The 22,874-nt window shown below is 58.1% G+C and carries 21 protein-coding genes and 1 pseudogene; 18 read left to right on the top strand and 4 right to left on the bottom strand.

Annotated features, from left to right (window positions below):
• Positions 1 to 52: 52 nt before the first annotated feature.
• From IB244_RS21310 to IB244_RS21270, 9 genes are all read left to right on the top strand, one after another.
• Positions 53 to 1,888, top strand: a complete 1,836-nt coding sequence (locus IB244_RS21310; protein WP_192305498.1) for a class I SAM-dependent DNA methyltransferase — start codon at positions 53 to 55, stop codon at positions 1,886 to 1,888.
• Positions 1,885 to 2,592, top strand: coding sequence for a restriction endonuclease subunit S (locus IB244_RS21305; protein WP_192305496.1), 708 nt, complete (start codon positions 1,885 to 1,887; stop codon positions 2,590 to 2,592). The genes IB244_RS21310 and IB244_RS21305 overlap by 4 nt, the downstream gene beginning before the upstream one ends.
• Positions 2,589 to 5,699 carry a type I restriction endonuclease subunit R gene (locus IB244_RS21300; RefSeq protein ID WP_192305494.1) on the top strand — a complete coding sequence of 1,037 codons (3,111 nt, stop codon included), beginning with the start codon at positions 2,589 to 2,591 and terminating at the stop codon, positions 5,697 to 5,699. Before IB244_RS21305 ends, IB244_RS21300 begins: the two co-directional genes overlap by 4 nt.
• Positions 5,700 to 6,440: 741 nt before the next feature.
• A complete protein-coding gene (locus IB244_RS21295) occupies positions 6,441 to 7,097 on the top strand; it encodes a recombinase family protein (RefSeq protein WP_192305492.1) in 657 nt (218 codons plus the stop codon).
• Between the two features lie 564 nt (positions 7,098 to 7,661).
• A complete protein-coding gene (locus IB244_RS21290) occupies positions 7,662 to 8,342 on the top strand; it encodes a hypothetical protein (protein WP_192305490.1) in 681 nt (226 codons plus the stop codon).
• Positions 8,339 to 9,670, top strand: a complete 1,332-nt coding sequence (locus IB244_RS21285) for a hypothetical protein (RefSeq protein WP_192305488.1) — start codon at positions 8,339 to 8,341, stop codon at positions 9,668 to 9,670. Before IB244_RS21290 ends, IB244_RS21285 begins: the two co-directional genes overlap by 4 nt.
• 771 nt (positions 9,671 to 10,441) lie before the next feature.
• Positions 10,442 to 10,819, top strand: a complete 378-nt coding sequence (locus tag IB244_RS21280; RefSeq protein ID WP_192305486.1) for a hypothetical protein — start codon at positions 10,442 to 10,444, stop codon at positions 10,817 to 10,819.
• A 1,263-nt stretch (positions 10,820 to 12,082) separates the two neighbouring features.
• Positions 12,083 to 12,253 (top strand): hypothetical protein, encoded by a 171-nt coding sequence (locus IB244_RS21275; protein WP_169681837.1) that lies wholly within the window; start codon positions 12,083 to 12,085, stop codon positions 12,251 to 12,253.
• A 236-nt stretch (positions 12,254 to 12,489) separates the two neighbouring features.
• Positions 12,490 to 12,627: a hypothetical protein gene (locus tag IB244_RS21270; protein ID WP_192305484.1), complete on the top strand. Its 138-nt coding sequence runs from the start codon at positions 12,490 to 12,492 to the stop codon at positions 12,625 to 12,627.
• Positions 12,628 to 12,716: 89 nt separating this feature from the next.
• On the opposite strand, the gene IB244_RS21265 is transcribed toward IB244_RS21270, so the two are convergent.
• Positions 12,717 to 13,028, bottom strand: coding sequence for a hypothetical protein (locus tag IB244_RS21265; protein WP_026372080.1), 312 nt, complete (start codon positions 13,026 to 13,028; stop codon positions 12,717 to 12,719).
• Between the two features lie 265 nt (positions 13,029 to 13,293).
• Here IB244_RS21265 and IB244_RS32960 point away from each other — a divergent pair.
• Positions 13,294 to 13,603: pseudogene (locus IB244_RS32960) on the top strand (hypothetical protein).
• Between the two features lie 420 nt (positions 13,604 to 14,023).
• Here IB244_RS32960 and IB244_RS21260 read toward each other — a convergent pair.
• Both IB244_RS21260 and IB244_RS21255 read right to left on the bottom strand, forming a co-directional pair.
• On the bottom strand, positions 14,024 to 14,857 hold the full coding sequence (locus IB244_RS21260) for an SDR family NAD(P)-dependent oxidoreductase (protein WP_018856950.1): 834 nt from the start codon (positions 14,855 to 14,857) through the stop codon (positions 14,024 to 14,026).
• A gap of 100 nt (positions 14,858 to 14,957) precedes the next feature.
• Entirely contained in the window at positions 14,958 to 15,599 is a 642-nt protein-coding gene (locus IB244_RS21255; RefSeq protein ID WP_083929853.1) for a ChrR family anti-sigma-E factor, read from the bottom strand.
• 230 nt (positions 15,600 to 15,829) lie between these two features.
• On the opposite strand from IB244_RS21255, the gene IB244_RS21250 reads away from it, so the two are divergent.
• From IB244_RS21250 to IB244_RS21230, 5 genes are all read left to right on the top strand, one after another.
• Positions 15,830 to 16,870 (top strand): cysteine synthase A, encoded by a 1,041-nt coding sequence (locus IB244_RS21250; protein WP_169681835.1) that lies wholly within the window; start codon positions 15,830 to 15,832, stop codon positions 16,868 to 16,870.
• A 6-nt stretch (positions 16,871 to 16,876) separates the two neighbouring features.
• The gene (locus tag IB244_RS21245; RefSeq protein WP_113470106.1) at positions 16,877 to 17,614 is read left to right on the top strand and encodes an alanyl-tRNA editing protein; all 738 of its coding nucleotides are present in this window, start codon (positions 16,877 to 16,879) and stop codon (positions 17,612 to 17,614) included.
• 18 nt (positions 17,615 to 17,632) lie between these two features.
• Positions 17,633 to 18,502, top strand: a complete 870-nt coding sequence (gene sseA / locus IB244_RS21240; protein WP_192305482.1) for a 3-mercaptopyruvate sulfurtransferase — start codon at positions 17,633 to 17,635, stop codon at positions 18,500 to 18,502.
• 4 nt (positions 18,503 to 18,506) lie between these two features.
• A complete protein-coding gene (locus IB244_RS21235) occupies positions 18,507 to 19,070 on the top strand; it encodes a GNAT family N-acetyltransferase (RefSeq protein WP_025659110.1) in 564 nt (187 codons plus the stop codon).
• Positions 19,071 to 19,169: 99 nt separating this feature from the next.
• Complete coding sequence (locus tag IB244_RS21230; protein WP_192305480.1) at positions 19,170 to 19,637, top strand: DUF1203 domain-containing protein; 468 nt, start codon at positions 19,170 to 19,172, stop codon at positions 19,635 to 19,637.
• A gap of 52 nt (positions 19,638 to 19,689) precedes the next feature.
• On the opposite strand, the gene ald is transcribed toward IB244_RS21230, so the two are convergent.
• The gene (ald, locus tag IB244_RS21225; RefSeq protein WP_025659112.1) at positions 19,690 to 20,808 is read right to left on the bottom strand and encodes an alanine dehydrogenase; all 1,119 of its coding nucleotides are present in this window, start codon (positions 20,806 to 20,808) and stop codon (positions 19,690 to 19,692) included.
• 156 nt (positions 20,809 to 20,964) lie between these two features.
• Here ald and IB244_RS21220 point away from each other — a divergent pair, with 156 nt between their 5' ends.
• From IB244_RS21220 to IB244_RS21210, 3 genes are all read left to right on the top strand, one after another.
• Positions 20,965 to 21,426, top strand: coding sequence for an Lrp/AsnC family transcriptional regulator (locus IB244_RS21220; RefSeq protein ID WP_018856958.1), 462 nt, complete (start codon positions 20,965 to 20,967; stop codon positions 21,424 to 21,426).
• 90 nt (positions 21,427 to 21,516) lie between these two features.
• A complete protein-coding gene (locus tag IB244_RS21215; RefSeq protein ID WP_018856959.1) occupies positions 21,517 to 22,413 on the top strand; it encodes a DMT family transporter in 897 nt (298 codons plus the stop codon).
• A 69-nt stretch (positions 22,414 to 22,482) separates the two neighbouring features.
• Positions 22,483 to 22,818 carry a PilZ domain-containing protein gene (locus IB244_RS21210; RefSeq protein WP_018856960.1) on the top strand — a complete coding sequence of 112 codons (336 nt, stop codon included), beginning with the start codon at positions 22,483 to 22,485 and terminating at the stop codon, positions 22,816 to 22,818.
• The last annotated feature ends 56 nt before the right edge of the window (positions 22,819 to 22,874 follow it).

Below are 22,874 nucleotides of genomic sequence, written 5' to 3'. Positions count from 1 at the left end.
TCTTTACTGCGGCAGACGATAAATGCAGCAGCACACGCATTCGGAGAATAGCATGAACCAACAGGCACTTTCGGCTTTCATCTGGTCTGTGGCGGACCTTCTCCGAGGCGACTACAAGCAAGCCGACTACGGGAAGGTGATCCTGCCCTTCACCGTGCTTCGCCGCATCGACTGTGTCCTGGAGCCGACGAAGGACGCGGTGCTTGCCGAACACGCAAGCAAGACTGCAGCTGGGATTAATCCCGAGCCCTTCGTCCTCCGCAAGGCCGGGCAAACCTTCTACAACGTCTCGAAGCTCGACATGCGCCTTCTGATGGGCGATCAGGACAACATCGCGGCAAACCTCGATATCTACATCCGAGGCTTCTCGGAGGACGTCCGTGACATCTTCGACCGTTTCGAGTTTGCAGCTCAGATTGATCGCCTGGCGAAGGCCAAGCTTCTCTATCAGGTGACCGAGAAATTCGCCCGGATCGACCTTCACCCTACCAAGGTCAGCAACTACCAGATGGGTCTCGTCTTCGAGGAACTGATCCGTAAGTTCTCCGAACTGTCGAACGAGACCGCAGGGGAGCACTTCACTCCCCGTGAGGTCATCCGGTTGATGGTCAACCTGCTGTTTGTCGAGGACGATGCGGTGTTGTCGAAACCCGGCGTCGTGCGGACGATTTACGACCCGACGGCCGGAACCGGCGGGATGCTGTCGATTTCCGACGAATACCTGGCTGACCACAACGACCAGGCCCGGCTCGTCATGCACGGCCAGGAATTGAACCCCGAATCCTACGCGATCTGCAAGGCCGACATGCTAATCAAGGGGCAGGATGTCAGCAACATCGTCTTCGGCAATACGCTGTCAGACGATGGTCACCCGGAGAAGAAATTCGACTACATGCTCTCCAATCCGCCCTTCGGCGTCGAGTGGAAGAAGGTCGAGAAGGAGATCAGGGCCGAACACGAGTTGAAGGGTTTCAACGGCCGCTTCGGTCCGGGCCTTCCCCGTGTGTCCGATGGGTCGCTGCTGTTCCTGCTCCACCTCGTCTCGAAGATGCGGCCTTCTGTGGATGGCGGCAGCCGGTTTGCCATCGTCCTCAATGGATCACAGCTGTTTACCGGTGGGGCTGGGAGCGGGGAAAGCGAGATCCGCCGGTACGTGCTGGAGAACGATCTCGTCGAGGCGATCATCGCGTTGCCGACCGACATGTTCTACAACACCGGCATTTCCACCTACGTCTGGGTTCTGTCGAACCGCAAGCCGGACTATCGCAAGGGCAAGGTGCAACTGATCGACGCCTCGTCCTTTTGCCAGAAGATGCGCAAGAGCTTGGGCTCCAAGCGCAAGGAGATGGGCGATGCCGACATCGCGGCCGTGACAAAACTGTTCGGCGGCTTTATCGAGGCGCAGATCGCCACGGTTCTCGACGCCGATGGGAAGGAGGTCCAACCTGAGATCGTGGCTTGCGGGGAGAAGCCGCCGGTTGCACCCGAGGGCGGCAAAATCAAGCTCGCACCACTGTCGCGGATCTTCCCGAACGAGGCATTTGGCTATCGCACCATCACCGTTGAGCGCCCACTGAGGGATGAGAAGGGCAATGTTGTTCTCAGCGCCAAGGGCAAGGCTAAGGGCAAGCCGCAAGCCGACAGCTCGTTGCGAGACACCGAGAACGTGCCGCTCGGCGAGGAGGTCGATAGTTATTTCGCCCGGGAGGTGCTACCCCATGCTAAGGACGCCTGGATCGATCACGAGAAGACCAAGACGGGCTATGAGATCCCATTCAACCGTCACTTTTATGTCTTCGAGCCGCCGCGGTCGCTAGCAGAGATCGACGCCGACTTGAAGCAGGTCACCGGGCGAATCCTGCAGATGATTGGGGAGCTTTCAGCATGAACCTAGCAATCTATCCAGAGCAAGATGAAGCAGGCATTGAATGGCTGGGTCGCTTACCCAGGCACTGGTCTGTCCAGAGGCTCAAGCACGTTTGTAGTGTTTTTCCGAGCAACGTAGACAAGAAATCCTATGACGGCGATCCTCAAGTTCTGCTCTGCAACTACACGGATGTCTACTACAATGACCGGATCACTCCACACCTTCCGTTTATGTCTGCAACAGCAACTAGCGAGCAGATTGAGAAATTCTCACTGCGTGCTGGCGACGTTATCATTACCAAGGACTCCGAGAGCGCTGACGATATAGCCATTCCCGCCTACGTGCCTCAGGATTTGCCGGGAGTAATTTGCGGCTATCACCTATCGATGCTGCGGCCTCTGCAGGGAACTTGTGGTGCATTTGTCAAATGGCTCTTCGACTCACAGTTTGTGAAAGCAAACGTAGCAGTGCGAGCCAACGGTCTTACCCGAGTTGGTTTGGGTCAATATGCATTGGACAATTTGGAGATACCGTTTCCCCCGCTCGCAGAGCAAACCGAAATTGCCGCCTTCTTGGACCGCGAAACTGCCAAGATCGATGCGCTAGTGGAGGAGCAGAAGCAGCTAATCGAACTCCTCCAAGAACGCCGCGCCGCACTGATCTCAGCAGCCGTCACCGGCAAGATCGACGTACGCGGCCTTGTCGACCGGGAAGCCGCTGAATGAATTTGCACAAGGAAATCAGCTTCGAAACCGAGATCTGCGGCCACCTCGCCACAAATGGCTGGCTCCATGCGGAGGGCGATGCTGCTAGCTATGACCGCTCCCGGGCGCTGTTTCCTCCCGATGTTGTTGCCTGGGTCAGAACTTCGCAACCGAAGGCATGGGAGACGCTGGCGAAGAATCACGGCACCGCTGCCGAGCCCATGCTGCTCGACCGCATCCGCAAGCAGCTCGACGAACGCGGGACCCTGGACGTGCTGCGCAACGGCGTGGAGATGATCGGCCTCAGGGCACCGCTAAAGCTCGCGGAGTTCAAGCCGGCCTTCGGCCTTAACGAGGAAATCCTGGCCCGGTACAGTGTCAACCGGCTGCGCGTCGTGCGGCAGGTGCGCTATTCCTTGAGCAATGAGAACTGCATCGACCTCGTGCTGTTTCTCAACGGCGTTCCGGTTTCGACCGTAGAGCTGAAGACCGACTTCACCCAGAGCGTCCAGGACGCGGTGGACCAGTACAGGTTCGACCGGCACCCGAGCCCCAGGGGGCAATCCCGCGAGCCGCTGCTTGGGTTTCCCGGCGGCGCCCTCGTTCACTTCGCAGTCAGCAATGCCGAAGTGATGATGACGACGAAGCTGCAGGGTACCGATACATTCTTCCTGCCCTTCAATAAGGGCAACAACGGCGGCAAGGGCAATCCGCCAAACCCAAATGGCCATCCGACCGCCTATCTCTGGGAGGATATCTGGGAAGAACATTCCTGGCTTGAGATTCTCGGTCGCTACATCGTCCCTCAGAAGGACGCCAAGAAGAAGATCACGGGCCTGGTCTTTCCTCGCTTCCACCAGCTCGACGCCACCCGCAAGCTGCAAGCCACTGTTCTGGCCGAGGGGGCTGGCGGCAAGTATCTGATTCAGCATTCGGCAGGGTCGGGAAAGACGAACTCGATTGCATGGTCCGCGCACTTCCTGGCCGACCTGCATGACGAACAGCACAAGAAGATCTTCGACACCGTCATTGTCGTGTCCGATCGCAATGTGATCGACACCCAGCTTCAGGAAGCGATCTTCAGCTTCGAACGCACCACGGGCGTCGTCGAGACGGTCACTAACGAGAACGGCGCGAAGAGCGGCAAGCTCGCCGAGGCGCTGGCTGGAGGCAAGAAGATCGTCGTTTGCACCATCCAGACCTTCCCCTTTGCACTGAACGCCGTACGGGAGCTATCAGCTACCCAGGGCAAGAAGTTCGCTGTGATCGCCGACGAGGCGCATTCCAGCCAGACCGGCGAAACAGCGGCCAGGCTGAAGCAGGTTCTTTCACCTGAGGAATTAGCGGAACTCGGCGACGGCGGAGAGGTTAGCAGCGAAGACATTCTGGCGGCGCAGATGGAAGCCCGTGCGAGCGAACGCGGCATCACCTACGTGGCCTTTACAGCGACCCCTAAGGGCAAGACGATGGAACTCTTTGGCCGCCGTCCGAACCCAGCGGAACCCGCGAGCGCCACCAACAAGCCCGAGCCGTTCCACGTCTACTCGATGCGCCAGGCTATCGAGGAGGGCTTCATCCTCGACGTGCTGAAGAACTACACGCCCTACGATCTCGCCTTCAAGCTCGCCAATGCTGGCGGGGAGATGGACGCCAAGGAGGTGGAGCGCAAGGAGGCGGTCAAATCGCTAATGCGCTGGGTGCGGCTGCATCCCTACAACATCAGCCAGAAGGTCCAGATCGTCGTCGAACACTATCGCTCCAATGTCCAGCCGTTGCTCGAAGGCAAGGCGAAGGCGATGGTGGTGACCGGCAGCCGTCTAGAGGCGGTTCGCTGGCAGATTGCGATGACGAAGTATATCAAGGAACAGAAGTACGACCTTGGAACCCTCGTGGCCTTCTCAGGCGAGGTCGAGGACAGGGAAAGCGGTCCCAATCCCTTCACCGAGACCAGCAAGGAGTTGAACCCGGGGCTTAGCGGACGTGACATCCGCGAGGCGTTCAAGCTGCCCGAATATCATGTGCTTCTCGTCGCCAACAAGTTCCAGACCGGCTTCGATCAGCCCTTGCTCTGCGGCATGTATGTCGACCGGCGGTTGGCGGGGATACAAGCAGTGCAGACGCTCTCGCGCCTCAACCGGGCGCATCCCGGCAAGGATACGACCTATGTCCTCGACTTCGTCAACAGCTCGGACGACATTCTGAAGGCGTTCCAGACCTACTACGAGACGGCCCTGCTTGCCGACATCACCGACCCTAACCTGGTGTTTGACCTGAGAGCCAAGCTGGACGCTGCAGGGTATTATGACAGCTTCGAGGTTGACCGGGTCGTGAAGGTCGAACTTGATGCGTTGGCGAAGCAGGGCGACCTCGTCGCGGCTATATCCCCCGTCGCGGATCGGCTGCTGAAGGCCTACAAGGCTGCCCAGGAGAAGCGGCTAATTGCGCTCTCGAAGGATGACGGCAAGGCGGCAAAGGATGCTAAGGATGCTAAGGATGAGATGGATGCCCTTCTGCTCTTCCGGAACGACATGGGCGCTTTCGTGCGCGTCTATGCTTTCCTGTCGCAGATCTTCGACTACGGCAACACCGACATCGAGAAGCGCTCGATCTTCTTCAAGCGGCTGATCCCGCTACTGGAGTTCGGTCGCGAGCGGGATGTTGTTGACGTGTCCCAAATCAAGCTGACGCACCACAAGCTGTCGAGCAAGGGTAAGCGGGCTCTAGTACTCAGCGGCGTCTCCGAGCCTTTGGCACCTTACACTGCGCCTGGCTCAGGTTCCATTCAGGATAAAGAAAAAGCGTTGCTCGCCGAAATCCTGGCGAGAGTCAACGACCTTTTCCAAGGCGAACTGACGGACGACGATCAACTGATCTATGTGAACAATGTTCTCAAGGGAAAGCTCATGGAGTCCGAGACGTTGGTCCGGCAAGCCGAGCATAATACCAAGGAACAGTTCGCAAATTCGCCGGACCTTTCCAAAGCGATTCTCGACGCCATCATGGACGCCTTCGATGCTCATTCAACGATGAGCAAACAGGCACTGGACTCACAGAAGGTGCGTGACGGTATCAAGGACATCCTGCTTGGCCCCGGACAGCTATGGGAGAGGCTGCGAGAAAGAGCTTAACCCGGAAAGATCAGGACTGCCGGAGTGCATCGGGCTTCGAAAGGTCTCGATAAAAAATACCGAAAATTTCTCGGCCAACAATATTGAGAATGGCCGGAGCGCTTTACCCCCCGTACCCCCGCCTACGCTATAGGTGGCTGGGGCGACCGAAGGTGACCGAGATGCCCCCCGAAGCAGAATCTATGGCTTCGACAGGGCAATAATAGCAACAACAAGGCTTAGGATGCTGACGAGCATTCCGCCTAAGCCATCCACTTCTCGCGTCTATCTTTTTCCTCCGACCGTATTGCGTTGCGCAGCTCCGTGATCCCGACATTGGTCATCGCCCATGTGCCATAATGTCTGCGATTGCCACCAATGCTCACTGCCTTCCTCTTTGCGAGAAATCGGCAGGGATAGGCGCAGGGACCGACGAGCAAGGCGGTTGGATCGCAATTCAGCGGCCTCGTCTTCAAATTGCGATGCCTCGAAGTCGCACTGGGACATAAGCCCGTTCCTGCCGCTCCAGTCACGCGCCTCACCTAACCTATCAATTTCGTGGGCGAAGCTGGCGCGGATCACCTGCGCCTTCCTGTCCATTCGCGGAGTTTCAATTCAAGCAATCATTGCGCCTCTCAGCAGATCGTAGATAGGCGGGCCACAACCTCCTAAGGGCAAGTCGCAACACATTTTATCAAACACAACGAACGTTGACATTAGATAATTCGCCTGACATGCTCCCTCCAACGCAGGAGATCGGGCATGCAGCAGTACGTCATCTACACCCGAGTGAGCACAGCGGATCAGGGCCGCAGCGGTCTCGGTATAGAGGCCCAGGAGCGGGACATCGCCATCTACCTCGACAAGTTCTCAGACATCCCTTTCGAGATTATCGGGGAGTTCCGCGACGTGCAGTCGGGGGCGGACAACGAGCGCCCAGAGCTGGCCAAGGGATTGGAGTTGGTCCGCAAGACGGGGGCCGAGCTGCTGGTTGCCAAGCTGGACCGGCTAAGCCGCAAGGTCTCCTTCATCGCCACCCTGATGGACGACAAGCGGGTGAAGCTCCGCGTGGCACAGATGCCGCAGGCCGACAAGTTCCAGCTCCACATCTACGCAGCTCTGGCAGAACAGGAGCGGACGTTCATCTCCGAGCGTACCAAGGCGGCGCTTAAGGCGGCCAAGGGGCGGGGTGTCCGTCTCGGTGGTCTCCGCGACAAGACCATGAAGCGCAACGAAGCGATCCAGCAGAAGGCAGATGCCGAAGCCTCCAAGGTCATGAAGATTGTTGGGCCGCTGAGGGCGGCGGGGCAGACCTTGAGCGCCATAGCGGAAACTCTTGACAACATGGGTGTCGCGACGTCCCGAGGTGGCACGTGGACGCCGACGCAGGTGTCCCGAGTGATCGAACGGGGCCAGTAGTCGGCATGAGTGCGGCTTTGGCCTCATTTTCCGGCTGCAGGATTCTCCCATTTGGGGGACATATTCTCCCACGCACACCCGCAAGCCCCTGAAATTGCTGACCCCGCATCGGATTTACGTCCGCTAACTTACTGTTTTTGTTTAATTAATTTAACTTTATGCTTGACGGGAATGCACGGGATAGTGCATAGCGCTTCTGCCTGACGGTCTGGGGATTACACCTCGGCGCAGGGACCGGAGAGCGGCCCCGTAGAGCGGAAACAAAAGCACCAAATCTGGAACGGTCGAATGGCCGTAAGCAGTGGCAAGGCGGACGGCAGGTGGCCGGACGTTGAACAGAGCGGTGAAGGATTGGCCGGGGAAGTGAACCCGAGCCCCTTAAGATGCACCGAAAGACGACCATAGCTTCAGCCATGACATCATAGATCACCAAACTGCTCACATCGACCCGCCCCCGTGCCTCAGGGTCCAGGTACGGATTCCGGCCATGCACATTGCTGCATAAACAGAGCGAGATAGCCTCCTCTGCCCGACCTAATCCCAAAGACGAGATTACCGATCCATATGAAGACCTGCAAAGCTGACGGCTGCTCCACGCAAACCAACGGCTTCAGCGCTCTTTGCGAGCGCCACAAGAGAACCAAAGCCCGCCATGGTCATCCGCACCAGACCGGCGTGAAGAAATCCGACTTGAAACCTTATCTCAAGGAGATCGACAGCTATTTGAAGACCGTATCAGCGACCAACGCCGACGACATCTTGAATGACATCTGGTCCCGCACCGTCGCGAAGGCCAAGGCCGACATTGACGCCGCAGCGCGTGGCGTCCCCTTCAACGTCCACGCATTCCAAGCAGCCGAGGCAATCCTGTCCCTGTCCAAGGAGGCCGACAGCCGCACCATAGGAATGACGCTAATGGCGATGGGCTTCTGGTACGAGGACGATCAGCGCCGATGGAAGTATGACGAGGGCTTCCGCTTTCAGGCGGTCCGCATGCTCCTCCGCCTCAATCCCCGCGAGGCTGCTTATACATGGGCCATAAACGGCCTTACGCGCACGGTCTACCGCGAGATACCGCCGAGGACCATACGGGCGCTGTGGGCGATCATCGAGGAGACCAAGCTCGTCTTGTTCGGCATGGAGATCGCCAAGCGTAGGGCGAAGGCTCTGGAAGCTGGTCGAGAGAAAGCAAAGGCGGAACGTGATGCCATCCTTGGCACCGAGCAGGCCCGAGGTGAAGCATGAGTGACTCCGAAGCCTCCCCGGCGTCTGACGCCGAGAATTTGCCCCAGGGCCCTGACCGGGTCGTAGACAGTCCGTTCAACCCCTGGCGCTTCGCGAAGACCAATGCATCCCAGGCAGTCGTTGCTCTGGCAATAGCGGACATCCAGCGCTTCGAGGGCCACCATGGCCTTCGTAAACGTACACGAAGGCAGCGCGATCAAGAGACCTTCGAGCTGACTGTGGAGGCGGTCCTGTGCGACCTCATGCACCATAAGCTTCGCCGTCGTCCCGGCGGAATCTACGTCACTCGGTCGAATGCCGTCCTCGGACACCGAAACCGATACCGTCCGGTGGTCTATGGAAAGACCCTACCCGATATCCTTGACCGGCTTGCCGAGCCCGAACTCGGTTGGATCGTCCAAGACTTAGGTGATGGCGATGGTCGGTATGGTGCGCGACGCACGGCCATCCGTCCCGGGCCGGAATTGCTGAAACAAATGGGAGACCAAGATATAACGTTCACGGACCTTGCCCGTGCCAGCGTAGCCGAACCGATCATCCTGAAGAGCTTGAAGGCCGACTTCTGGGACGAAGCCCAGGTAACCGACTACAGCGACACAGGAGAAACGACCCGCTTCCGACGCGAGATGCGGGACATCAATGATTGGCTGCTAACTGCCAATCTCGACTACGCAATCTTCAAGGGCGACCACGCTCCGATCCCCGACACCACTGATCGGGCCTTACGCCGGATATTCAGCCGAGGAGACTTCAGTTGCGGTGGTCGCTTGTTCGGCGGCTTCTGGCAAGCGATTGGGAAGGCAGACCGCTTTGACCGGTTGGTCATCGACGGTGAGGCGATAGTCGAGCTCGACTACGCTCAGATGGGACCACGGCAGCTTTACGGCATGGCAGGTGCTGTGCCCGAAATGGCCGATCTCTACGCCATCCCCGGCTTCGAGGAATACCGTAAGGGCATCAAGGTTGTCTTCAGTTCCATGGTCTTCCGCGACGAGCCTATGAGAAGGATTCCGAGGGGAAGCGCGGTCCTATTCAAGAATGGTGAACGTATCGGTGACATCACCGAAGCAATCATCGGACACCATCCCGCAATAGCTCACCTCTTCTTCCGCGGAGTCGGACACCGCATTCAATTTCAAGAAAGCCAGATCATGGTCGATATCTTGCTTCGCTTGAGGTCACAGGGAATGACGGCTCTTCCCATCCACGATGCGATCCTTGTAGCAGGTTCTAATGCGGATGCGGCGAGGCAGGTTATGGCTGACGTCTTCCTCGACCATGTCGGTTTGCCCGGATTGGTGGACGTCTCCTCCACGCCTTCGGGGTGACCTCGGTCTACCTTGGTGGGGGCTCCCCTGATGGGGTGGGCCCTCTAACCTCAGACACCACGGCTACCATCCTTACCGGGTGGAACCATACGGTACCTCTGCTTACCTAAGTAAACCTTATATCAACCTCGGAGCTACCCATAGCAGGACCCGTAAGAGGGCCAGACGGCTAGGGGCTCATCTTGATGTCGCCCGGTAAAATCAACGCCGGCCCCTACCGAGCCAAACTCGACCTCAGCAAGCGAGTGTGCCGCCATGCCCCTTTCCCCGTTAGGGCCTTACCGGAGAGTCCTTCGGGGCGAAATTAATCAAACCATCATTTCATTCTGAAGCCCGGATTGACGAAAGTTGGTACATAAGCAACTCTGCTCGAATAACGGGTGAGCGACTCATGAGCACAATCAAAGACAGGCCACGCCTACGCCACCAAGAAGTAGGCTGATCAGCAAGGCGACTAAGAGTGAAAATCACCGGTAACGCCCGCTGGAGGAACACAGGCCGTCGTCATACGCTCGTTGATGACGTTCGAACGATAAGGCAGTTGGAGGGCGACGCAGAGGGCGGTGTAACGTTCACGGTGTCCACTGAATATCTAACCCTTTCCGGGAACTACTCGCTGCACTTCTGCCTCTCCGCTGAAGAGGTTTCAATGCTGATGACGGCTAGCACTACTTCTCATCTTCACCAGCGAATTGAACAGTTAGAACGCCAAGTTGAAAAACTAAGCGGAAAAACCCGGAAGCGCGAAAGGCTCTAATCGGTATGCTGGACATGAACGAGCAAACGGCTCGCCGGATTATCGATGCGATTGCTGTAGCGATCGATGGCAAACCGTCGTCTGCCAAGACCTTTTCGGAAGAACCTTTCATAGGGGACCCGGACTTGCACTGGTGGAAGCAGTATGAGCCTCCCAAGGACACAAACCGCACCGAAGCACTCACCATAGCCTATCTGCTATTCTCGGGAGGACGTATTCCGCTTCGAGGAGTGCAGATGCGCGGTGCCTACTTCCGGCCAGATAAATGGTTAGTTGGCGCCTTTCTCAAAAAAGGTCACGCTTCAATCGACGAAACTTCAAATGAGATTGTATTCACCCAAGCTGGATGGGAATGGGTCGCGGGCATCCTTCAAGGTCTTGCGAAAGCTTGAAAGCAGACGCTGCGGTAGCTTCGCATGAACGGCGAGGTACTAAATTGAAGTTATTCTGGGTACTAAGATGCCCTCGACCCGCTACAGCTTATTCCAACCTAAGTACTTGTTACAATATCGCTTTTCGACAAATAAGATGTGGTTTGATTTCGTAATTTTTCTCCGGCCCGGGGAGCCAGTTTCAGAGATAAACGCCTGCTTTTGTTGATATTCCAAAAGCAGGCGTTTTCTTTCCCCACTTTTGAAATCGCGTTTGGCCGATTGGTTCCTGTGGATAATCTTCTACGACGTCCACGCCAGGCTGTGGTGGAATCAGAAAATTTGCGTCCGCTGCTCACCGTTCGACCATAGACCGGGAACTTTTCCTCGCCTCAGCGGTTTCCCTCACGCAGCGCTTCCAACACGCTGTGGGACTTGCATCGCCCAACATCCAGGTCCGCGTTAGGCCCGGCGCCGGCTCCCTGCCCGCCGGGCTAGTGCTTGTATGTCCGGTCCGATCTTTCACAATTCTCCCACCCAAATGCGCGCTATAATAGCATTTGCGCACTGCTTGTCTCGATTATCGTGACCGCCAGGCTCCGGCCCTCTTCAATTTCCGCATTCTTGAATCCAATGCGCGCCCTCCAACGGCGTTGCGAGATCGGTGTATTGAAACTGGGGATCTGCAGCATGGAATCAGCAATATACTTCGGAACTGGCGTCGTAGTAGCGAAGCGGACAGATGCATTCCCCTGGGAGGTCAGTGGGTGTTCTTGTCATCGATAACAGCCACTTTCCAGCCCCGTCCCACGGCTTAGGGACGATCCTCTACGAAAAAGACGCCATAGAAGAACTTTGGGAGAAAAGACCAGGATCTCGGTGGTCGCGTCCCGATCTCCAGATTCTGACCGGCGAGGGAGACAAGGCAGAGCTGAGCGGCACTTACGCTGTGCCGATCGCGCCGGGAGAAAAGTATGTTGTCGGCATCTTTGAAAATGGGTCTGGCCCCCTCTCAGACCCACATGTCCGCTGCACTGGCACCATAACAGCGGTGCCAGGCGCGCCGAAAACAACCGATCTCATAACCGACGGTGAGAACGGATCAGGCGGCACCTTCCATGTACACAGATCGAGACAACCGTTCATACGGATATTGTATTCGTTGGAGCAACCATGGAGCCGCCAAGTTTTGACAGCTGGATCCCAGTCCTCCGAGACCCGGTCGGTAGGATAAAAATCACTCCCAGTTCTGGCAGAACGCATCACGTCACATTGGATTCATTGGTGCCCGGAAACCCCTTTCATTTCACGATCATGGTCGTCGATCCCGGCGGAAACTGGGACGTGCTGACGAGCAGCTTCGCGACGCTCGGGCGGAGGGTGACGGTGCAATTCCCCCAGATGCGCATTCTCAATGATGGCGACCCATCCAGCGTTGGTGAAGGGGAGTTTTGATTTCGTGTTTCCGCAGGCGATGACCACCGTGCAATGAACATATTGCAGGATTTCCACCTCCCAACGATGGATATTGACGATTGGTCGGAAACCGGTCGCCCGTATTCAATCGGATTCGCTTATGTCGAGAATACATTTGCATCGATCCCAACGGACCGCCCAAATATTTGGGTGGGATCGTGGGGCTTGGAGCATGATGCCCCCTGGAGTCGGATGAGGGAGCCGGAAACTTTCTAATGAAACTTTCGCTGCCGACCTGGTCCAGGGAGACCGTATCGAGCAGAACTGTAAAGCTGCGATGCCCCACGACCACGACCGGCGATGACTTCGGTTACGAGGTCGATGTGACATTCTCTGTCGAATACGGTCGATGATAGTGGCAGTTCTCAAAGAAAAGCCGCCGACATTCGCGCCGACGGCTTCTTTTCGTGGGTCCCACGGTTGGCGCCCGTGGCACTGCTGACTAGAAGTTAAAATACAGGCTCACACCTGACCTACGATTGTAGGGGTAATAGTCGCGATAGCCGTATCGGGGATAGCCGTAATACCGCGGACGGTAGCACGAGCCGTAATACCGACAGTCGCGATAAGCGTACCGCCGATTCTTCCAGTGGCCATTCGCATATCCGTTACCGTGGCCGCGGTGCTTGACCTGCTCGACGTCGGCGGTGTGGATAGGTGCTGCTTTCGGCACGCCAATTGGCGCGGCGTTTAGCGGCAGGGCGAAAGATCCAGCCAGGACCATGGCTGCGAGTGCGGCCAAAATCTTCTTCATCATCGGATCATCCTTTCAGGCTGCGATTAACCTCCGATGAACGGCTGCGCGCTGCGGACTTCGCAATAAAGTCAGCCGGCGCGCTGCTTTTGTTGGAGCAGGTAATGACCACGCCAGCCATTGGTGTAGTTCCCGGAAAATGAGATCGAAGAGCTCAGCCCTAGATGCTCCTCCTAACACCTCGCGCATACAGGCTTCGGCTCAGCATCGGAACAATTTTACCTGCAGAAGAAATAGCCCGCGAAGGTTGGGCGACCGGTGAAAAATCCGCGCGATTTTTGCCGCTGGTCTGGCGACCTCCGCTTTTGCCCAATCCGTTCCCGACCCAATCGACCCGACCAATGGCGGCTCGAAAAATCCGAGCTCCAGCACCTACCCCGGCGACTAAACGAGCAGTGAAACGGCACGCATCCGATCACTGTCGCTCCGGTTGACCCGATGACAACGCCGAGCATCACACCACAGCCGAGGCGCTGGATTGCCGAGGCATGCCGCAAGCGAATTCGGGTGTTGATACCCGTGGTAGCGAGAGCGGCGTATCCATCAGTGACGCCTGCCGCGAAAGCGACGACTGATCTGACACGTCGTTGATTTCCAAAGGGCCGGTGTAACCGGGCCGGTGTAACCGGCCCTTCCCCTTTTGTACTGCCGACCCGCTCGGCGGAGGAAGCCACGGTGGCAATACCGCTCCCAGAAGCTGAATTGTCACTGGTCAGAGACTTTTGTTTCTGATTAGACTGCGCCATTCTCCTGCCGAAAGGCGCGAGCGTTTTTGGTCGACATTGGAGCGCATTCGCCTATTTGGTTTTGATGAGCGCTTCAAACGGCCGTTGGGAGTTCGAGTTATTTCGATTGTGAGCAGACTTCCGCACTAGAACATAGACGTTCGCCAGGACGTCTATTCGCGGAGCTGACGAGAGCGGATGGCGGCCCTTTTAGGCAGATGACCTCCTGTCTGGCCGTCATCCGCCTCGTCCTTGCCTGGAAACTGAACATCACTCCGCAGGATGCGGCATCGCCGGACGGGCGTGCTTTTCAAGCGGTCGCTCCCGCCATCCCGTCGAGCGATTGACCAGCCAGAAATAGAGCCCGTAGGGAAGAAAATTGACGAGTTTCATCATGTAGGTGAAGCGCTTCGGGAAGGTAATCTCGAAGCGTTGAGACTTGAGTCCTGCCGAAATCTGTTCGGCGGCCTCCTCGACCGAGACCAGCGAGGGCATCGAGAATTTGTTCTTCTTAATCGCAGGGGTATCGACGAAGCCCGGATTGATGAGCTGAATGCGGATGCCCATCTTGTCGAGATCGAATTTCAAGCTCTCGGCCATGTTGATCAAGGCGGCTTTGGTCGCGCCGTAGGCCGCGCTTGTCGGCAGGCCGCCATAGCCTGATACCGATGAAACGACGGCGATCTGCCCCTGCCCTTTGGCCTTCATGTGCCGCACGGCCGGGATGAGGCAATTCACGACACCCTGCAGATTGACCGCGAAGCTCTGCTCGAAATCGCTGAGCTTCAGTTCTTCCGCGTGGACGGGGAAATAGACCCCCGCATTGAAAACCGCCAGCGCAAGTGCGCCATGTTCATATTCGATTGACGCAAGCACGTGCTCCATGTCTTCGGCGTTGGTGACATCGCCGTCGAGCACGATGATGCTGCCGGGTAGGTCCGAAGCCTCGGCCTGCAATTCCGCAAGCTTCTCGTGGTCGCGAGCGGTGACGGCGACCTTGTATCCGTCTCCGGCGAGCTTCAATGCCAACGCTCGCCCGATTCCGGAACTCGCGCCCGATATCCAGGCTATTCCATGTTCGGGACGGGCGACGAAATCTGGCATGGCACATCTCCTCCGGGCTGTTTTCCAAACGTCAAAACAGGTCCGGGAGTTCCTCGCCATCTCCCGGTTTCAAGGGAATATCACGCCATTGTGGCTGCTTTCAGCCGATCAGGTCTCGGATGAACTGGGGGAAGGAGCCGGTGAGCTTGATCGGCGCGTCAAAAACCGAAAACGCGATGCAGGGACGATCTTTTTCGGCAACAGGTCGGTGGTCGACGCTCTCGTCCGCTACGGAGATGTCGCCAGGCCCGAAATGGCCGCGACTGTCGTTGAACGCGCCGTCCAGGATCAAGGTGAGCTCCATGCCCTTGTGGGTGTGTGCAGGCAAAGCCCGGCCAGCCTTGATCCACATCAGGCTGACTTCGCAGCCATCGATATCGGTCGAGTACTCCTTGAAGCCGGGAAGCTTCGTCTTCCAGGGGACCGTATCCACATCATAGCCGACCAGGTTGCGAATCGCCTTCGGGAAGAACCCCTGTTTTGTCGGCAGGTCGGCTGGCTTTTCAGCTGGCAGCGCAGAGGCGAAGACCGCGGCGAGGCGCACCTGGCGATCGCCCATTGCGGCTTCGGGTGTCTCCTCGAGGGCCTCCCCAGCAAGGGATTCCAGATCTCTCACCAGCAAGCGATGATCGGGCTTCATTTCAAGATGCGATTCGACCAGCACGCGTGCCGGCTCAGGAAGGGATCCGGCGACGTAATGCGCCATCAACGCATCGACCGTGTCGATATGCTCATGAACCATGACGGTTTCGGTTGTTTTTTCTTCTAGAGACTGCTTTGTCGTCATCCCTACGCTGAAAGTCAATCTCCGGATCACAAGGCCGGCGAACGGCTCTGGCTCGAGTGCCTGGACGGCAGCGAAGTCTAATTTTGTCGCTGCGCTCAAAGGGATGGAATAGCATTTCTTGCCAACCTAGCCTTGTGAAGGGAAAAGACCGTTCCTAAACTAAGCGTTCAAAAGAGGCAGAGTCCATGACCGTCCATCCCTCCGTTCTAGAGGCAATCGGCAACACCCCGTTGATCAAGCTCAAGGGTGCGTCGGAAGCGACCGGCTGCACTATTCTCGGCAAGGCGGAATTCCTCAATCCCGGCCAGTCGGTCAAGGATCGCGCGGCGCTCTACATCATTCGCGACGCAGAGAAGAAGGGCGTGCTGCGGCCGGGCGGCGTCATTGTCGAGGGGACCGCCGGCAATACCGGCATCGGCCTGACGGTCGTTGCAAAGGCGCTCGGCTACCGGACCGTAATCGTCATCCCGGAGACGCAGAGCCAGGAAAAGAAGGATGCGCTGAAGTTGCTCGGCGCCGAACTCGTCGAGGTGCCCGCCGTTCCCTACAAAAACCCGAACAATTATGTGAAGGTCTCAGGAAGGCTGGCCGAACAGCTGGCGAAGACGGATCCCAACGGCGCGATCTGGGCGAACCAGTTCGACAACGTCGCCAACCGGCAGGCGCACATCGAAACGACGGCCAGCGAGATCTGGAACGATACCAACGGCAAAGTCGACGGCTTTATCTGCTCCGTCGGCTCTGGCGGGACGCTTGCGGGTGTGGCCGCCGGCCTCAAGGCATTCAACAAGGACATCAAGATCGGCCTGGCCGACCCCGACGGAGCCGCGCTCTACGAATTCTACAAGAACCGCGAATTGAAAGCGTCGGGTTCCTCGATCACCGAAGGGATCGGTCAGGGACGGATCACAGCGAACCTTGAAGGCTTCACGCCCGATTTCGCCTATAGCATTTCGGATGCGGAAGCCCTGCCCTACGTCTTCGATCTCGTCGAGCATGAAGGCTTGTGCCTGGGCGGATCGACGGCAATCAACATCGCCGGCGCAGTACGCCTTGCCAAGGAGCTCGGTCCCGGCCATACCATCGTGACAATCCTCGCCGACTACGGCAACCGCTACCAGTCCAAGCTTTTCAACCCCGATTTCCTGACGTCGAAGGGCCTGCCGGTTCCGGCGTGGCTCGCCAAGACGCAAGACATACAGATCCCATACGAACCAGCAGCGTGAGACCCCATGCCCGTCAATGCCCTCTATCGTGACGATTTCTATCTTTCGACATGCGAGGCGGTGGTAACCGCCGTTCACGACGACGGGGGCATTGAGCTGGATCAAACCTGCTTCTATGCGACATCGGGAGGCCAGCCGGGCGATACGGGATTCCTCGAGCGCGCCGATGGCAGCAAGATCACGCTTGGGCAGACGAAGCATGGAGCGACCAAGGACATCGTCGTGCATGTGCCGCTCGAGGGCCAGGAACAGCCGGCCGTCGGCGAGAAGCTGGTACTGCATGTCGACTGGCCGCGCCGCTACAAGCTTATGCGGATGCACACCGCCTGTCACCTGCTCTCCGTCGTCTGCTCCTATCCGATCACGGGTGCAGCTGTCGGCGAGGATGAGAGCCGTGTCGACTTCGATATGACCGAGACGATCGACAAGGACGACGTCACCGAAAAACTCATGGAACTGGTGCGGCAGAACTATCCGGTCTACCTGCAGTGGATCACCGACGAGGAGCTTGCTGCCAACCCTGGTATCGTCAAATCCAAGAACGTCCGTCCGCCGATCGGGCTCGGTCGGGTCAGCCTTGTCTGCATCGGCGAAAACTCTGCGATTGACAGCCAGCCCTGCGGCGGCACACATGTGTCCGAAACTCAGGAAGTCGGTCAGATTCACATTGCCAAGATCGAAAAGAAGGGCAAGGAAAACCGTCGCTTCCGTATTCGCTTCGGCGCTCCCGGCGACGAAGCCTGAAGCCCCAGGGAGAGCAGAATGAGCGAAGAAAAGAGCCGTTTCGTCGTTTCGGCCGATTGGGTGCAGGCGGAATTGGGCAAGCCGGATTTGCGCGTCCTGGATGCGTCCTTCTATCTGCCGGCGCAGAAGCGCGATGCCGACGCCGAATACGCCGCCGGCCATATCCCGGGCGCTATCCGCTTCGATCAGGACAAGATCGCGGATCATTCCGTACTGCTGCCGCACACGATCCCCTCGCCAGAGTTTTTCGCAACCGAAGTCGGCAAGCTCGGCATCGGGGAAAACGATCATATCGTCGTCTATGATGGCATCGGGATGTTCGCATCGCCGCGTGTGTGGTGGCTGTTTCGCGTGATGGGCGCACGGAATGTGTACGTACTTGATGGCGGACTGGACGGATGGAAAGCGGAGGGCCGGCCGCTTGAGGCAACCGTTCCGCGCCACGAGCCAAAGGTTTTCAAGCCCACCTATGACGCCTCGCGGGTCGTCAATCTCGATGCCATGCGGGAGATCGTTGCACGCGGCGCGCTGCAGATAGCGGATGCCAGGAGCGCGGGCCGCTTTGCAGCGGTCGAGCCTGAGCCGCGCGCTGGCATGCGCTCCGGTCACATGCCGGGCGCGCGAAACCTGCCATCGGGTGTCTTCGCCACCCAGGGCCGCTTCAAATCCCTGCCGGAACTCAAGCAGACGATTGAGGAGGCGGGCGTAGACCTGTCGAAGCCCGTGGTCACGTCCTGCGGTTCGGGCATCACCGCGGCCATCATCACGCTGGCGCTGGAATCCCTCGGCCATACCGACAACAAGCTCTACGACGGTTCCTGGAGCGAATGGGGTGGCCGGGACGACACGCCTGTTGTCACCGGTCCGCCGGAACCGGTCAAAGCCTGACACGATGGTGAAGCCCCCCTCTTCCCTAAAAGCCCATATTACGCGCCTGGAAATGACGGCACCGCCGAAGGCAAGCCTTCCGGTGCCGATCAACATCCAGACGGCGATCATGCGGGCTCCCGACATTCCGCTGCCATTCTATCGCTATCTCTACCGTCAGGTCGGTGCCAGGTGGCAGTGGGTGGACCGGCTGCGGATGCTTGACGAGGATTTGGCCAGGTCGCTGCACGACAAACGCAACAATATCAGCGTGCTCTACGTCAACGGCGCGCCTGCTGGCTTCTACGAGTACTTCGTCGAGGATGAGGACACGATCGAGCTCAGCCACTTCGGGCTGTTCGAGCATGCGCTTGGTCTGGGGATCGGAAAGTGGTTCCTGCTGCAGGCGCTCTACGCGATCTGGACGCTCAATCCGAAGCGGGTGACGACGACGACCAACGATCTTGATCACCCGCGAGCTTTGCAGCTCTACCAGATGTTCGGCTTTTCACCGGTCTCCACCGGTTCGGGCATCGTCCGGCCGCTCAGCGACAAGGAACTTCTGGAGTTGAGCAAGAAGGATTGGTGAGTCGGCCAGGAGCTGGAGCCCTCGAGGGCTCTGGCAGGAATCGGGTGGTTTCTACCCCGATAAAGGCGCATCTCTTGGCAATCAGCAAGGAGATCCGCCATGACCGACATCCGCTTTTCCGCCATGCCCACCGCCAACGCCGAGAATCTCTGGAACGGCGGTACAGACGCCTACGGTTTCTTGCCCGAGACGATGGTCTCCGACGGGCCTGGCCATCCCTGCCGTCATTGCCTGAAGAATATCGATGCCGGCGAGGAATTGCTGGTCTTCGCCTACCGGCCGTTTCCGGAGCTTCAGCCCTATGCTGAGACCGGTCCGGTCTTTCTTCACAAGGAGCCCTGCGAGCGCTATGCCGCAGAAGAGGTCCTGCCGCCGGTTCTGACCAGCCCGGATTTCATCGTGCGCGGTTACAATGCCGATAACCGAATCGTGTACGGCACAGGCGCGGTAACTCTGACACCCGATATCCGCTCCTATGCCACCCAGCTCCTCGAGCGGCCTGAGGTTGCCTACGTGCATGTGCGGTCGGCACGCAATAACTGCTATCAATGCCGTATAGACAGATGATGGCTGGTCGCAGGAGAATGCGACCAGCCTGCCTCACGTAACGTGATGGGAATTACGCCACGTTTAGTACGCTTTCCGGAGCATAGGCTTCGTAGCCCAGCGCTTCGGCCACCGGCTTATTGGTGACGCGTCCCTTGTGGATATTGAGACCGTTCCTGAGGTGACGATCTTCTGCAATCGCACGCAGGCCGCGATCGGCCAGCGCCAGACCATAAACCAGCGTTGCATTGTTCAGGGCATGTGCCGAGGTGACCGGCACGGCGCCTGGCATGTTGGCGACGCAGTAGTGCACCACGTCATCGACAACGTAGGTCGGTTCGGAATGGGTCGTTGCATGCGACGTCTCGAAGCAGCCGCCCTGGTCGATGGCAACGTCGACGATGACAGAGCCTCGCTTCATCCCCGACAGCATTTCGCGGGTCACAAGCTTCGGCGCGGCGGCGCCCGGAATGAGCACGGCCCCAATGACGAGGTCTGCCGCGAAAACTTCTTCTTCCAGAGCCTGAATGCTGGAATAGCGCGTATGGACGCGACCGCCGAAGATATCGTCAAGCTGGCGGAGACGCGGCAGTGACTTGTCGAGGATGCTGACATCGGCGCCGAGGCCCGCGGCCATCCTGGCGGCATGCAGGCCGACGACGCCGCCACCAATAATAGCGACCTTCGCCGGCAGCACGCCGGGAACGCCGCCGAGCAAGATACCCAGCCCGCCATTGGCCTTCTGCAGGGCGGTCGCGCCAGCCTGGATAGACAGGCGTCCGGCCACCTCGGACATCGGCGCAAGGAGGGGCAGACCGCCCCGATCGTCCGTTACCGTCTCATAGGCAACAGCGGTGACGCCGGACGCAAGGAGACCCTTGGTCTGTTCCGGGTCGGGCGCGAGGTGAAGATAGGTGTAGAGAATCTGGCCATCGCGAAGCTGCGCCCACTCGGAGGGTTGCGGCTCCTTGACCTTGACGATCATATCGCACTTCTCGAAGATTTCCTTGGCCGAGGCGGCAATCTTTGCGCCAGCGGCCGCATAGGCCGCGTCATCAGCACCGATGCCGGCGCCCGCCTTGGTCTCAACCCAGACCTCGTGGCCATGGGCGACATATTCACGAACGGATGCAGGTGTCAGTCCGACACGATATTCATGATTCTTGATTTCCTTCGGGCAACCGACACGCATTGAGCGTTCCTCTCTCATTATGTCCGCTTCGCGGAGTGTTTTTGACCGGGAAATCCAACCACCACACCCGCGAAATGTCCTTGCAAAGAAGGTTTGCGCAGCGGGTGATTTTCGAAGAATATTGCGAATTAGAGCAAATAATCGAAAGTTCTTCGAATGTCAGAACCCGACGCCATCGATCTTGCGATTCTGAAGACGCTTCAGTCCGACGCCCGCATTACCAATGCCGACCTTGCAGCCAAGGTTGGACTGTCGCCATCGGCTTGCTCTCGGCGGCTTGATATACTGGAGAAGCGCGGCGTCATCCGTGGCTACCACGCCCACGTCTCTCACAAGGCGCTCGACTACAAGATGATCGCGATCGTGCACATCTCCCTGTCGGGCCAATTTGCGAAGACGCTCTCCGAATTCGAAGCCGCGGTGAAACGCTGTCCGAACGTTTTGGTTTGTTATCTGATGTCGGGCGAATACGATTACATTCTCCGCGTCGCCGCGCGCGACCTCGAGGACTACGAGCGCATCCATCGCGACTGGCTCTCAGCGCTTCCGCATGTCGTAAAGATCAACTCCAGCTTCGCCCTGCGTGAAGTCATCGACAGGCCAAATGTCGGGCTTTGACAGAGAGCTGAAATCGGCAGAATGTCGCAGAATCGGAGCAGCGGCTTCGTCGTCCTCTGCCTGATCCCCCCACAATAAGACCCCGTACGCATGAAATCCAAAACCCAAGGCTATATTTTCGTCCTGCTGGCGATCACCATCTTCTCGCTGCAGGACGGCATCTCGAAGCACCTGGCCTCCGCCTATCCGCCCGTCTTCATCACCATGATCCGCTACTGGGCCTTTGCCGCATTCACCATTGCGCTTGCTTGCAAGATGAGGGGTGGCCTCAAGCAGACAGCCAAGACAAAGAGGCCGCTCCTGCAGGTCTTCAGGGGCGTTTTGCTGGCCTCTCAGGTTGTCGTTGTCATCAATTGCTTCGCCCTGATCGGCCTAGCCCACTCGCAGGCAATCTTTTCCGCAACCCCGATTCTGATTGCGCTGCTCTCGATGCCGATCCTTGGCGAACGGGTGGGCTGGCGCCGCTGGACGGCAATTGGTGCGGGTCTGGTCGGGGTGCTGTTGATCCTGAAGCCGGAAGGCGAGTTTTTCGACGTCAAGCTGCTGCTTGCTGTCTTCTCATGCTTCCTATTCGCATTTTACGTCATCGCTACGCGGCTTGTCAGTCGGGACGACTCGGCGATGACGAGCTTCTTCTATACGGGTGTCGTCGGCGGCATCGCCATGACGCTTGTCGGCCCTTTCTATTGGACCTGGATGTCGGGGTGGGACTGGGGCTGGATGACGCTTGTCTGTCTGACCAGCATCTCGAGCCATTATTTTCTCATCCGGGCCTACGATATGCTGGATGCTGCCGCCGTGCAGCCGCTGACATATCTGCAACTCGTCTATGCATCGATCATCGGCGTGGTGATCTACAGCGAGAAGCTGAGCCTCACCATGATCGTTGGCTCCGCCATCGTCGTGGCGGCAGGCATTTTCACCGTGTGGCGCGAACACGTCGTTGCGCGCAGAGGACGTTTGCAGCGGGGCTCTCCGCAATTCTAGATCGATCAATTAGAGCATTCTTAATGTTCCTCCAGTAGATTTCACTTACATGTTCTGGTGGAGCGTAACATGCAGCGTAATCTGAATATCATTGCCCGAAAGGCCGAGCGGCGGTCCTGCCGTGTATTCGGCAAGGTCCGCTATCTCACCAAAGAAGTTGATGCTCGCATCCTCGATATGTCGGTTACTGGCGTTGCCGTCGAGATCCGGTCGCCGATCCACGCCGCGGCCGGCAGCCGCGTGCAAATCATCGCCGAAGACCTCGGCACGCTTCACGGCATCATCCGCTGGAGCCATAATGGTCGCCTCGGAATTCAGTTCGACCCGAACTCCAATGCCCGTGCGCAGGTGGCCTCATACTTCCGGTTCTTCCACAAGGAAGTAAAGCCAGTCCTCTCGCGATAATTCCCTGTCATTTTCAGGGTTTACTCCTTCGCAAATCACCCTAGTCTCGCCATGGC

This window comes from Rhizobium sp. RHZ02 (assembly GCF_014851575.1).
GTDB lineage: Bacteria > Pseudomonadota > Alphaproteobacteria > Rhizobiales > Rhizobiaceae > Rhizobium > Rhizobium altiplani.
The sequence above is the reverse complement of the archived record's forward strand: the minus strand, read 5'-3'. Positions and strand labels throughout refer to the sequence as shown.